We start from the raw sequence: 12,636 nt of genomic DNA on the forward strand, positions 1-12,636 counted from the left end.
GACACGACTTCATGGAACAGAACCCTGGGGAGACAGGATGAGCGGAAAGGTGCAATCGGCCCGCACACAGTTTGCGCGGTGGCACGGAGACCGGTTCCGCGCTTTCCGCTTCGCAGCGCTGGTGCTTGCCGCGACGCTTTGGTCCTTTTCTTCGCCGGCCCAGGAAACACCTCGTCTTGAGACCCACGTTCTCGGCATTGGCAACTGCCCTGTCTGGAACCCACAGTCGCTGGAAATTTGCAGGAACAGCCTGGAAAAAGTGGTGACGGCACTGGCGCCCAGGATCGATGCCGGACCGGACCATATGCACCTCCTCATCAACGAAGGTGCAAGTGCCGCCGCTCTCAAGCGCAAGGCGACGGAACTTTCAAACCGGCTGGGGCCGGAAGACCGGCTCATCATTTATGCCAACCTGCCGCTCGGCAAGGACGATACGGATACGGACCCGGCGACGGACCAGTCCGGATATGTCCTAGAGCTTTGGGCCGGGAAGAAACCGGAAACAGCCGCTCAGGCGATCAGCGAGGGAACCTGGATCTCCGCGTCGGCCTTTGCGGCGATGATCCATACGATCCCCGCTGCGGAAGTCGTTCTCATTCTCGACACGAACAACTCTCACGCGGTCAATGTGCATCTGCTGGACGGCCATTCGGTCGACTTCAAGGATCGGCCCGAAGCCCTTGTGTCCTCTTCCGGTTCCGGCCAGGTTGCGAACTATTCCGCCGACAGAACAATCTCGCTCTTCGCCAAGCACCTTGCGTTGGCGCTGCTGGAGACAGACGGATCGCTGCTGGACGTCATTACCGCCGCCGTGAAGGGAACCCGCCAGTCCTCAATTCCGATCTGCGTCGTGTTGAAGGAAACCGCAGCGAAAGACCCGCCGGATACACCCGACTGCAACCAGGTCCCGGAAATTCAGGACCCGGATGAATTGCTGAGCCGGATCATGTTGATCCCCGTCGCGGAATCCCAGGTGAACTGAACTCCCCGACCGGGAGCCGCCAGAGCCCTTTCAAGATGCATGAGAGCAAGGCAACGTCAGCTTGCCATATCTCTGGCTGCCTTTGCCTCGAAGACCTTCAAGCCACCGAACTTCTGCGTGTCCAGAGCTTCCTGAACCTCGACCGGCACCGCGCTAATGAGCCTGCCGACCGGCTCGGGTTTGCCGATCAGGTAGCCCTGGACCTCGTGGCAGCCGTGTTGCGCCAGCAGCAGGAGCTTTTCGATGTCTTCCACACCCTCGGCGACAACGCGCATGTTGAGTGCCTTGCCGAGGCGCACCACGGTTTCGATGATGGCAAGCGACCCGTAGTTCCGCCGTGCTTCCTGCACGAAGGACCGGTCAATCTTGATGCAATCGAAGGGAAACCGGCTCAGATAGCTCAGCGAAGAATAGCCGACCCCGAAGTCGTCCAGAGCGATTTTCACTCCGATTTCCTTCAGCCGCATCAAAATGGAAAGCGCCCTGGCATTGTCTTCGATCAGCGTGGTCTCGGTGATTTCAAGTTCGATCCGCTCTGCCGGAATGCCGGAGTTCGCTATGGCGCTTTGAACGTCATCGACGAACCCACGGTCGCGGAACTGTACCGGGCTGACATTGAGGCTGATATTCGACGACAGGATTGTCGTGGATGCGACGCGCAAGGCTTCGGCCAGAACGTATTTGCCGATTGCCACGATCTGGCCGGACGCTTCCGCAACGGGAATGAATTCGGCCGGACTGATGAGGCCTTGTTCAGGATGATGCCAGCGGATGAGCGCTTCGTAACTTTCGATCCTGCAGGTGGAAAGGTTCATGCGCGGCTGGAAATAGAGTTCGAACTGCTCCTGGGAGAGTGCCGCATTCAGATCCTTCTCCAGTGCCCGGCGCTGGCGAACTTCGTCGCCCATGCCGGACTGGAACAGGCAATAGGTATTGCGCCCCTGGTTCTTGGCATTGTAGAGCGCGATATCGGCATTCGAGATTACCTGATCCGCGTCGTCACTGCCCTTCAACAGGGCAACGCCAATGCTTGCGGTGGGTTTGAGAACCAGTCCCTGACCGCAGTCGACCGGTTCGGACAGAGCCTGAACGAGCCGCAAGGCCATGTCTTCCGCCTGATTTGTGAATTGTATGCTGCTCTGGACGATTGCGAATTCGTCGCCGCCCAGCCGGGATACCGTATCGCAGCTGCGGCAGTTTTTTCGCAGACGATCCGCGGTGATCCGGATGACGGTATCGCCGACCGGATGTCCGTGCAGATCGTTGATATCCTTGAACCGGTCAAGATCAACAAGAAGAAGCGCCGCCGCGTGGCCGCTGCGCGCGCATTTATCCATCACCTGTTTCAGTTCGGCGTTGAAGACTGCCCGGTTCGGAAGGTCGGTGAGCGGGTCGTGTTGGGCCAGATGGAGGATCTGTGCCTCCGCCTTCTTGCGGTCGCGCAGATCCACGAGCGCGGAGACCCGCGTCGGGATGCCTCTGTAGGAGATCACGCGTGTGCGGATTTCAACGGGAACGTGCCCGCCGTCCCTGTTGATCAGCGTTACTTCCCTCGGCTCTTTCTCGGCCCGGATCAGATGCTCTTCCAGGGTGCCTGCCAGTTCATTGTCGACAAACTCGTACAGGCCGCGCATTTCGAGCTCTTCGATACCGTATCCGATGAGCTCCTCGAAGGTCTTGTTTCCATCGAGTATGCGTCCGTCGACGGAAATCACGATGGCGTCGAACGTGGCGTTGGCCAGCGCTGAAAGCCGCTCGGCCTCCTCACGGGTCCGCTGGGCATCCGCCACGCGGTTCTGCGCCTGTTCCTCCGACTGGACCGTGTCCATCAACGCATTGAACAGACGTGTCAGGCGTTCTGAATCATCACCCTTGGAAACGTCCAGCCGCATGGACAGGTCCGCCTTGCCCGCGATCAGACGATCGAGCGCGTCTTCCACATGGCCGATACCGAGGCGTGTGCCGTGTTCGGCTTCGTTGAGGCCGAGTTCCTCGCTGCCTGCATCCAGACGCATCGGCTGCAGCCGGTTGAGACCCGTAAGCAGAAGCCAGCCGGCGCCGAAACACCAGACGAAACAGGCAATCACACCGCTGAGCTGGATAGCGAATTGCGGCAACCTGGCGCCGAGCGGCAGAAGCTCCACAGGAGCGAGCAGCGCAAGCGCCAGTGTTCCGACCACGCCGGAAAAGCCGTGAACGCTGATGGCCCCGACCGGATCGTCGATCTTCAGGACGCGTTCCAGGAAGACGGACCCGAGGATCGCGACCGCTCCCCCAAGGCCGCCGACGATCATGGCGCCGGCCGGGGTCAGAATGTGGCACCCGGCGGTTATGGCGACCAGACCGCCCAGCAGTCCGGAGATCGAGTTTTCAGGCAATATGAACTTGTCTTTTCGGCGGCCGAGAAAATAGCCGACCGCCGTTCCGGCCGCAGCGGCGAGCACCGTATTGGCCAGAATGCCCGGCACGTCCCAGGATGCGGCAAGCGTCGAGCCGCCGTTGAACCCCAACCAGCCGACAAACAGGATCAGTGCCCCGGATGTGGCCAGAACCGCGCTATGCCCCTGAATACGGAACGGCTTGCCATCCTTGCTGAACCGGCCGATCCTCGGCCCGAGCAAGGTGCAGGCAGCGAGCGCGATCCAGGCGCCGGTGCCATGAACGACAGTGGAACCGGCAAAGTCGACGAACCCGGCATTGCCCAGAACCGCGACGGCGTCGGAGTAAAGGGCGGTGCCCCAGGCCCAATGGGCAAAGACCGGATAGATCAGCCCTGCGGTCAGAGCGGAGCACCAGACATAGGCCGACAGGCGCATGCGCTCGGCAACCGCTCCGGAAATGATGGTTGCCGCCGTTCCGCAGAACATCACCTGAAAGGCGAAGACGGTCAGTTCCCACGGAGTGAGGCTGGAAAGCCCGAACAGGCGCGTATCGAAACCTGCAAACCAGCTCCCTCCTGCGCCGAAAGCGAAGGAAAATCCGAAGAATGCAAAAATAAGAACAGAAACCGCCAGATCCAGCAGGTTTTTCTGGGCAACGTTGATGGAATTCTTGGAGCGTACAAGGCCTGCCTCAAGCAGCATGAAGCCAACCTGCATCAGCAGCACCAGACCTGCCGCAAACAGGACCCACACCATATCGAGGCTCTGCCGGGTGGGGGCTGCCCCAGCGAACTCCGTGGCACCGATCGCGGTCGAAGTGACCAGAGCGGCGATGCACAGACCGGCTGTTGAACCGACCCTCCATTTATTCATTTATCTGCCCCATTGTTCGAAAACAGAGGCATGATTTCCCGGATTAGTTAATTCTTAATTGCTATTTTTACTAAGGCTTTTACCGGATAATTCCTGCATAATTCTTCATCACCCGGCTCCGCACCGGTCCAACCAATTCCGGAATTCAACCATCTGAAAAACAATAGCTTATTTTACCCACCCCGGTTCGTTAGCCCGGCCGGGCAGCGCAACGCCTCCCGCGGCGAGCCTAAAATTACGCCACATCCCGGTGCCCCCGGTCCGCGTTATCTGCTGGTGTCACCCTGCCCCGGCAGCCCCTTGCGAACACTCCAGCGCTGCAACATACCGCGCCTCTGGTAGCACAGGTGGCATATCCGCTTCCGCCCGCCGCACGGCAGTCCTGCCCCGCAACCGCGCTCCGAGCCAGTCCCAGTCGCCTTCTTCCACCCGGACCGTATCCGCCAGACGCTCCGGTCCTGACGGCTCAATGCCGGTATCGCGGGTTTCACCGATCACGAAGCGGAACGCATAGCCCGGTGTCAGGCCCATGCGCAGATCGGACAGGACAACGTCCCCGTCGATCAGTTCCGCCCGGTAGTATCCTCTGCTGAACCAGTCCAGTTTACGGAAGGCTTCGCTCGCCCCCAGACAGCTCACCAGTTCGAGATGGCGCGGATGGGAATAGACTTCCGCCGGCCCAGGCTCGTCGAGAAGCGACAGATACATGTTGTCGTAACTGTTCTGGCGCAATCCGATCACCTTCCAGACAAGGATATTGAGCGGCGTTGCAAGGGCGTAGATCTTGTCCGGCGGATCGCCGTTCTCCAGAAAGACCTGCAGCGCCCTGTCCTTGACGACCTGCTGAACCACCACGCTCAGAGCAAGGTACCCGGTGGACACAATGAGCGCAGCCGCGACCCAGTTTCGAAGACGGGATGTCCAGGTTTTTGTACACAGGGCCCACACCACCATGACCAGCAGCGGCAGCGTGTAGAGCGGATCTATGATGAACACGGAGCCGACGCCGACGGGATCGCGATAAAACGGCCAGAAGATCCGCGTACCATAGACCGTCATCGCATCAATGGCCGCATGGGTCGACAGGCACAAGAAAACAGCCGCCCAGACCCGCAAACGATGATCCCTCAGCCCCTGAAAGAGCCGCAGCAGCCCTTCGGCCAGAATGGGCGTGGCAAGCGCATGCACGAAAACGGAATGGGTCCAGCCCCGGTGATAGACGAAACTGTCCACCGGATCGTCGAAGGGGATAAGCACATCGAGATCCGGCAGAGTGCCGAGCGCACCGCCAAGCAGGGCAGCCTTGCGCGGTCCGAGTTTGCTGCCGAGAAGCGCGGTGGAAACGGCGGCTCCGAGAACGAATTGAGTGAGAGAATCCATCCGGTCAGCCTATCATCTTTAATGCTCTGGGGAAGAAGCCGCCGACAGGCAGGTGGCGGCAAAAAAGGCGGGCCCAAAAGCCCGCCTCATCCGTTCACGGCACGGTGTCGCCTCAGTCGACTTCGCGGACAGCGCCCTTGGAGGCACTTGTGGTCATCGCCGCATAGGCGCGAAGGGCCTTGGTCACCTTGCGTGTGCGCTTTTCGATCGGCTTCCAGGCCTTGTCGCCTTTGGCTTCCATGGCGGCCCGGCGCTGTGCCAGTTCCTCGTCGCTCACGTCCACCTTCAGCACACGGTTCGGAATGTCGATGACGATCAGATCGCCTTCCTCAACCAGGCCGACAGCACCTCCCTCGGCGGCTTCCGGTGAAAGGTGGCCGATGGACAGACCGGACGAGCCGCCGGAGAAGCGCCCGTCCGTGACGAGCGCGCAGGCCTTGCCCAGTCCCTTCGATTTCAGATAGCTGGTCGGATAGAGCATTTCCTGCATGCCGGGTCCGCCGCGCGGTCCCTCATACCGGATGAGCACAACATCGCCTTCCTTGACCTTGTTGGTCAGGATCGCGGAAACGGCCGTGTCCTGGCTCTCGAAGATCCGGGCCGGACCGGAGAATTTCAGGATGCTCTCATCGACCCCGGCCGTTTTGACGACGCAGCCGTCCTCGGCGATGTTGCCGTAGAGCACGGCCAGGCCGCCATCCTTGCTGTAGGCATGGTCCAGTTCCCGGATGACGCCGGATTTCCGGTCGAGATCCAGTTCGTCCCAACGCCGGTCCTGGCTGAAGGCGACCTGGGTCGGAACACCGCCCGGCGCGGCCTTGAAGAAGGTGTGTACGCTTTCGGAGTTCGTCTGGCGAATATCCCAGCGCGCCAATGCCTCTTTCATGGACGCGGAATGAACCGTCGGCACATCGGTGTGCAGCAGTCCCGCGCGGTCGAGTTCGCCAAGGATCGACATGATACCACCAGCGCGGTGGACATCCTCCATGTGGATATTCTCGATCGCCGGCGCGACCTTGCACAGGACCGGAACACTTTTGGACAGACGATCGATATCGTCGATGGTGAAGCCAATCTCGCCTTCCTGAGAGGCTGCCAGCAGGTGCAGGATGGTGTTGGTCGAACCGCCCATGGAGATGTCGAGACTCATGGCGTTCTCGAAAGCCTTGAAGCTGGCGATGTTGCGCGGCAGGACACTTTCGTCATCCTGTTCGTAGTAACGCTTCGCCAGGTCGACGATCAGGTGGCCGGCTTCCACGAACAGGCGTTCGCGGTCGGCATGGGTGGCCAGCGTCGAGCCGTTGCCCGGCAACGACAGGCCAAGTGCCTCCGTCAGGCAGTTCATGGAATTGGCGGTGAACATGCCGGAGCAGGAGCCGCATGTCGGGCAGGCGTTCTGTTCCATTGTCAGGACATCGGCGTCCGACATGCTGTCATCGGCGGCGGCCACCATGGCGTCGATCAGATCGACCGATTTCTCAACGCCGTTCTCAAGTACCACCTTGCCGGCTTCCATCGGACCGCCGGAGACGAAGACCACCGGAATGTTGAGCCGCATGGCGGCATTGAGCATGCCCGGGGTGATCTTGTCGCAGTTGGAGATACACACCAGCGCATCGGCGCAGTGGCCGTTGACCATATATTCGACCGCGTCGGAAATGACCTCGCGCGAGGGCAGCGAATACAGCATGCCGTCATGGCCCATGGCGATGCCGTCATCGACCGCGATCGTGTTGAATTCCTTGGCGACCCCCCCTGCCTTTTCCACTTCCCGGGCGACCAGCTGACCGAGGTCCTTCAGATGCACGTGACCGGGCACGAACTGGGTGAAGGAGTTGGAAATCGCAATGATCGGCTTGCCGAAATCGCCGTCCTTCATGCCCGTGGCGCGCCAAAGGCCGCGCGCACCGGCCATGTTGCGGCCATGGGTGGATGTTCTTGAACGATACGGGGGCATTCTGGGTCTCCCTCCAATTGCAGGCATACCGCCTTCCCCGGCGGGCAAATTCCGGCCGAAGCTGAGCAGTATCCGCGCCCGATGTCTGTCTGATACCGGGTTTGACAGGTTTTTGTCCGAAGCGAAAGGCCTGAATAGGCAAAAAGTGTACGCTGCGGTACGGTTCGATTTCAGGCCCATTTACTCCTGCCGGGAGGAACGTTGAAACGAGGAAAGCCGGTGCGGACCTGAGTCCGCACCGGCTTTCCTTCAGACCGCCCGGAGAGGGGTGGATGTCAGGCGGCCTGAAACCGGACCGGTTTATTGGGCCGCGACGGAGTTTTCCGCCAAAGTGGGATAGTCCGTGTAGCCCTTGGCGCCGCCGCCATAGAATGTGTCCCTGTCGGGCTCGTTCAGCGGGGCGTTCTTTTTCAGCCGGTCGACAAGATCAGGGTTGGAAATGAACGCGCGGCCGAATGCGACAAGATCCAGAGCACCGCTTTCCACGGCTTCGATCGCAGAAGCGCGGTCATAGCCGTTGTTTCCCATCCTGGCACCATCGAAGAGCGCATAGAGCGCTGCCAGATCGCCGCCTTCGGGAATATCGCGCGGACCGCCGGTCTGCCCCTCGACCAGATGGAGATACGCCAGCCCGTAGGTGTTCAGCAGCCGGATCGCATGGGTGAATGTTTCCTGCGGATTGCTGTCGGTTATGTCGTTGGCGTTGGAGAACGGGCTCAGCCTGATGCCGACACGGTCGGCGCTCCATGCACCGGTCACGGCATCCATAACTTCCTTGAGGAACCGCATGCGCTTTTCAACGGAACCGCCATAGGCATCATCCCGCTGGTTGGCACCATCCTTCAGGAACTGGTCGATCAGATAACCGTTCGCGCCATGCACCTCGACACCGTCGAAACCGGCTTTGCGCGCGTTTCGCGTAGCCCTGGCGAAATCTTCCGCGATACCCGCGATCTCGTTTTCTTCAAGTGCCCGCGGCATCGGCGTTTCGATGAACTGGGTGCCGTCGAAGGTCTTGGAATTCGCGGCAATCGCGGAAGGGGCGACCGGGTCAACGCCGCCCGGCTGAAGAATGGGATGCGATATCCGGCCGACGTGCCAGATCTGAATGACGATCTTGCCGCCTTCCGCGTGGACCGCATCGGTCACCTTTTTCCAGCCTTCGACCTGGGCATCGGAATAGATGCCCGGGGTCCAGGCGTAGCCCTTGCCCTGGGCAGATATCTGGGAACCTTCGGTAACGATGAGCCCCGCCCCTGCCCGCTGGCGATAATATTCGACATGCAGATCGTGGGGCGTGTCGTCTTCTGCGCGCGCCCGGTTACGGGTCAGCGGTGCCATGACAACGCGGTTCTTCAGGTCGATTGCGCCGGCTTTTGCAGGAGAAAACAATTTCGGTTCTGACATGAACACATTCCTTTGAGTGTCATTCGGTTTCTGGCGGCCTGATTATGGATCATTCAGTCCATATTCAGGCGCATTCACTTAGGGGTTAACGAAGCACACCAGAGACGGTTCCTAGGGAGAGAGCACCGTTTTGGCCTGCTTCAGGGTGTCGGCTATGCGATCGGCCGGAATACCGGCCTTACGCAAAGCAAGGGTTCCGATTGCAAGTGAGGTATAGGCGCGTGCCCTGTCACGGACGGCGCCGGGATCTTGAGGGTCAAGCGCCTTCGCAAAGATCTCCTCGATGCTTTCCAGATGGCGGCGGCCAAGCTCTGCGACCCTGGTGTCATGGGGTGCGAGTTCCGTGATGCAGTTGACCAGAAGACAGCCTCTCGACCCGCCATGGGGATCCGAGATGGCTTCCATCATCGCCTCGACGGCATCGCCGTCTGTCGCCTCTGCTATCTCCTTGAGCGTGCGGATGGCGTTTTTCGAATAGTGTTCGACCGCTCTCAGGAAGAGCGTCTGCTTGTCACCGAAGGCTCCATAGAAGCTTGACCGGCTCAAACCCATGGCAGCGGTCAGGTCGTCAAGGGAGGTCGCTTCAAAGCCCTTCTGCCAAAAGACGCACATGGCGGTTTGCAGTGCCGCAGCTTCATCGAAGTTGCGCGGCCGCCCCGGTCCGGGTGCCTTGTTTCCAGGCAGAGATTTTGAAGACGTCGCGTGTGACATGTGATTGATATGGACCGTGCAGTCCGGAATGCAAGAGCCGGAAGTCCGATATCTGGACTGATCGTTTCACATTTCCGTCCAGGCGATCACACACCTGCAAGGATTACATGCGACAGGAACCGGCATATGCATCGCCGACATCGTCGAAAACCCGCGCCACAGCTTCCATTTCATAGAGCTTGCTGGTGCGCCTCACGCCTTCGACAATATAAAAATCCTGAATCGGGAATTGATTGGAATTGAAGCGAAAATCTCCGCGCACGCTTTCGAAAGGCGCGGAGCTGATGACGGACAGCAATGCTTCCTGCTCCTTGATTCCTCCGGTCAGTTCAAGCGCGAAGTGTATGAGCCTGGCGGCGTCGTATCCCTGGGCTGCAAAAACCGACGGCTGGTATTCATATTCCCTGCCGAAGTCGCGCACGAAGCGCTTGTTGACCGGATTGTCCAGGTTGGGCGCCCAGTGAGAAGCGGAAAACAGCCCCTCGGCCATCTCACCCGTATAAGGCAATGTCACTGCGTTGATTGTCTGGGAGGACAGGAAGGGGACGATGCCTTTCAGGCCCGACACGTGGAACTGCTTGACGAGTTCCACCCCCATGCCCCCCGGCATGAAGGCATAGATCGCGTCCGGTTCGATTTCGGCGATCTGTTCAAATTCTGCCGAAAAGTCCGTCGTCCCGAGTTTTACAAACATCTCGCGGGCAATCTGACCCTTGAAATGGCGGCGGAACGCGACCACCGCGTCCCGGGCCGCTTCGTAATCCGGGGCGATCGTGACGACCTGCTGGTAGCCCTTCAAACTCGCGTAGCGTCCCATGGTTTCGTGAACCTGGTCATCCTGCGAGGCCATGGAAAAGAAGTAGCGGCTGCAATTGCGCCCGGCGATGGGAGCCGGTCCGGAATGAGTGCCGATGAAGAGAGTTTTCGACCGCACCACCGGGTCATGGATCGCGAGCATGACCCTTGAAAAGTTCACGCCGACGAGGATATCGATGCCGTTTTCATCGACCAGTTTGGTGGCCTGCTCCAGGGCATAGGCAGGATCAAGCTTGTCGTCGACAACCAGCACATTGGTCGGCAGGCCGCCCAGCGCGCCGTTGGACTGCTTGACGGCAAGCATGAATCCGTCGCGCATATGTTCGCCGTAAACCGCCGCGGGACCGGACAGGGTCGCCATCAGGCCGATCTTCAACTCCTGAACTTCCTGGGATACTGCCATCTGGCACACCAGCAGCAGGCCGGCCGCAAGGCTGCCTGTTTGGGTGAAAATTCGGAAGATCCAGCGTTTCATGGTGTCTTGCCCGTTCTTTGCATTTGCTGCACCGGCACCAGATCGAACTGCTTTCGCCGAAGCATCGTATCTTGCGTCCAAATGACCGCCGGATGCACCCGCCGCCACTTCTTTGGCCCGTCTGCAACTGATTCTCTCAAGTATGGCAAAGACTGGTTAGGCTTTTGCAAACAGGGGATAAACACCGACACTTCCACGTCACATTCCCGCGAAAATTCCTTGGAGCTGCCGCAAAGCCGCCCGTCTCCCGGCGCATTGACGGGGATTAATGGTCTGATCGAACAGACAACCGCTCCCGGCATGCCCAAAAAACGCAGTTTCAGCAGGAGGGCCACATGTATTCCTTTTCCGCTCCAGCCATCGCTTGCGATCCATTCGCCGACCGCACACCCGACAACGCCAATCTGCCTGCGACCAAAAGCGATCTGCGGCTGGTTGAGGTCCGAAAGCCTGCGACAGAGAGCTCCGTTGCCGAGGGCACCCTCCCCCCACCAGGCCTTGCGGGAAAAATCCTGCAGATGCATGCAGCCGCGGACGCTCCCGAGCCCGAAATTATCCTTGAAGAGACCGACCGGCCAAAACCGGACACCTCCGGGGAAGAAGCCTCTCTAGAGATGCTGAAAAGCGTTCGGAAAAAGCTTGAGGATGGCGTTCCCTTGGAGCCGAACCGCAAGGCCGTCTCATGGGACCGGAGCAGGCAGCCTGCAGCTCAGCCGGTACGCCATGGTCCCGGTTTCAAGGCGCTGATCGCCAGTACGCTCGCTATCATCGCCTTAGGCGGCGGCGCACTTGCGCTCACAATGGCCGGTCTGCCCGGAAACGGCGAAAGCAGCGCCCTTGAGAACGCCCCGCAGCTCACAGCGGCGGAAACGACACTTGAGGACCTGATTGTGACAAGTGTGGCGGAACCGGGCGTTTCCACGATCGAACCGGCTGTCACTGACGGTGCAGCAGCCGCCGATGCCGAGGGACTTCAGATCGCCAGAGCCAAGGAAAAACTGCGCGAGGCTTTCGCCGCACAAGGCCTGACAGGCTCGGCAGCCGATAGCGGGTCTGCCGCATCCCAGGAGGGCAAGATCCAGGCGCGGCTGGACGTCCGCCAGATAACCGTGCCGGTCGCACCATCCGAAAGCACCGTGGAAGACCTTCCGGTGCTCGCTCTCGCGGCAAATGACGCCCCGGTAGAGGCCGCTGGATCGACTGCCATCGCCGCTGAAGTCTCGCCGTTGGAGGATGTGTCGAAAGCCGACGGGAACGCAGAGGTTGTGGCGGCAGCACAGGAGACTGGAGCTGCCGATCCGTCCTTTCCCAATTCCGGCAAGATCGCCGCTGCCGTGAACCTGCGGCAATCGGCGGACAGCAACGCGGAAATTCTTACGGTTGTTCCGGCAGGCGCGGACGTCCGGTTCGGCAATTGCGGACCATGGTGGTGCAACATTCTGCATGAAGGACAAACCGGCTACGTCGGCCAGAAGTTTCTGGAAAAGTCTGCGCAGGTCGATTGAATTCGACCGGACCGGGTAGAGGCTTGTTAAGCTGCTTCCGGCAGTATGCGCCCTGTCGTGACACCCGCCGGATAGCGGTGGAAGGAACGCCCCGCCGTCAATGCTCGAAGCAGTGTTTCGCGGGATGTTCCGGACCGAACGCAGGAGAC

At 60.1% G+C, this 12,636-nt stretch carries 9 protein-coding genes; 2 read left to right on the plus strand and 7 right to left on the minus strand.

Annotation, left to right across the window (positions count from 1 at the left end; translation table 11 throughout):
- The first annotated feature begins 37 nt into the window (after positions 1-37).
- The gene (locus Q1B40_RS11780; protein WP_299814240.1) at positions 38-982 is read left to right on the plus strand and encodes a hypothetical protein; all 945 of its coding nucleotides are present in this window, start codon (positions 38-40) and stop codon (positions 980-982) included.
- Positions 983-1,038: 56 nt separating this feature from the next.
- Here the strand turns inward: Q1B40_RS11780 and amt are convergent, their stop codons facing one another.
- From amt to Q1B40_RS11815, 7 genes are all read right to left on the minus strand, one after another.
- Positions 1,039-4,236, minus strand: a complete 3,198-nt coding sequence (amt, locus tag Q1B40_RS11785) for an ammonium transporter (RefSeq protein WP_299814243.1) — start codon at positions 4,234-4,236, stop codon at positions 1,039-1,041.
- A gap of 279 nt (positions 4,237-4,515) precedes the next feature.
- The gene (locus Q1B40_RS11790) at positions 4,516-5,616 is read right to left on the minus strand and encodes a metal-dependent hydrolase (RefSeq protein ID WP_299814246.1); all 1,101 of its coding nucleotides are present in this window, start codon (positions 5,614-5,616) and stop codon (positions 4,516-4,518) included.
- Positions 5,617-5,728: 112 nt separating this feature from the next.
- Positions 5,729-7,573: a dihydroxy-acid dehydratase gene (gene ilvD, locus Q1B40_RS11795; RefSeq protein WP_299814249.1), complete on the minus strand. Its 1,845-nt coding sequence runs from the start codon at positions 7,571-7,573 to the stop codon at positions 5,729-5,731.
- A gap of 300 nt (positions 7,574-7,873) precedes the next feature.
- Complete coding sequence (locus Q1B40_RS11800; RefSeq protein ID WP_299814252.1) at positions 7,874-8,980, minus strand: alkene reductase; 1,107 nt, start codon at positions 8,978-8,980, stop codon at positions 7,874-7,876.
- Positions 8,981-9,091: 111 nt separating this feature from the next.
- On the minus strand, positions 9,092-9,592 hold the full coding sequence (locus Q1B40_RS11805; protein ID WP_299814255.1) for a TetR/AcrR family transcriptional regulator: 501 nt from the start codon (positions 9,590-9,592) through the stop codon (positions 9,092-9,094).
- Between the two features lie 202 nt (positions 9,593-9,794).
- Positions 9,795-10,982, minus strand: a complete 1,188-nt coding sequence (locus Q1B40_RS11810) for an ABC transporter substrate-binding protein (protein WP_299814258.1) — start codon at positions 10,980-10,982, stop codon at positions 9,795-9,797.
- A complete protein-coding gene (locus Q1B40_RS11815) occupies positions 10,979-11,317 on the minus strand; it encodes a hypothetical protein (protein WP_299814261.1) in 339 nt (112 codons plus the stop codon). The genes Q1B40_RS11810 and Q1B40_RS11815 overlap by 4 nt, the downstream gene beginning before the upstream one ends.
- On the opposite strand from Q1B40_RS11815, the gene Q1B40_RS11820 reads away from it, so the two are divergent.
- On the plus strand, positions 11,318-12,487 hold the full coding sequence (locus Q1B40_RS11820; protein ID WP_299814264.1) for an SH3 domain-containing protein: 1,170 nt from the start codon (positions 11,318-11,320) through the stop codon (positions 12,485-12,487).
- Positions 12,488-12,636: the final 149 nt, after the last annotated feature.

Origin of the sequence: uncultured Roseibium sp. (assembly GCF_947496995.1) — a bacterium.
Taxonomy (GTDB): domain Bacteria; phylum Pseudomonadota; class Alphaproteobacteria; order Rhizobiales; family Stappiaceae; genus Roseibium.

Bases quoted from the DNA above. Each gene is read 5' to 3' on its own strand.
- Q1B40_RS11780 (WP_299814240.1), top strand. From the start codon at position 38: ATGAGCGGAAAGGTGCAATCGGCCCGCACACAGTTTGCGCGGTGGCAC.
- amt (WP_299814243.1), bottom strand. From the start codon at position 4,236: ATGAATAAATGGAGGGTCGGTTCAACAGCCGGTCTGTGCATCGCCGCT.
- Q1B40_RS11790 (WP_299814246.1), bottom strand. From the start codon at position 5,616: ATGGATTCTCTCACTCAATTCGTTCTCGGAGCCGCCGTTTCCACCGCG.
- ilvD (WP_299814249.1), bottom strand. From the start codon at position 7,573: ATGCCCCCGTATCGTTCAAGAACATCCACCCATGGCCGCAACATGGCC.
- Q1B40_RS11800 (WP_299814252.1), bottom strand. From the start codon at position 8,980: ATGTCAGAACCGAAATTGTTTTCTCCTGCAAAAGCCGGCGCAATCGAC.
- Q1B40_RS11805 (WP_299814255.1), bottom strand. From the start codon at position 9,592: ATGTGCGTCTTTTGGCAGAAGGGCTTTGAAGCGACCTCCCTTGACGAC.
- Q1B40_RS11810 (WP_299814258.1), bottom strand. From the start codon at position 10,982: ATGAAACGCTGGATCTTCCGAATTTTCACCCAAACAGGCAGCCTTGCG.
- Q1B40_RS11820 (WP_299814264.1), top strand. From the start codon at position 11,318: ATGTATTCCTTTTCCGCTCCAGCCATCGCTTGCGATCCATTCGCCGAC.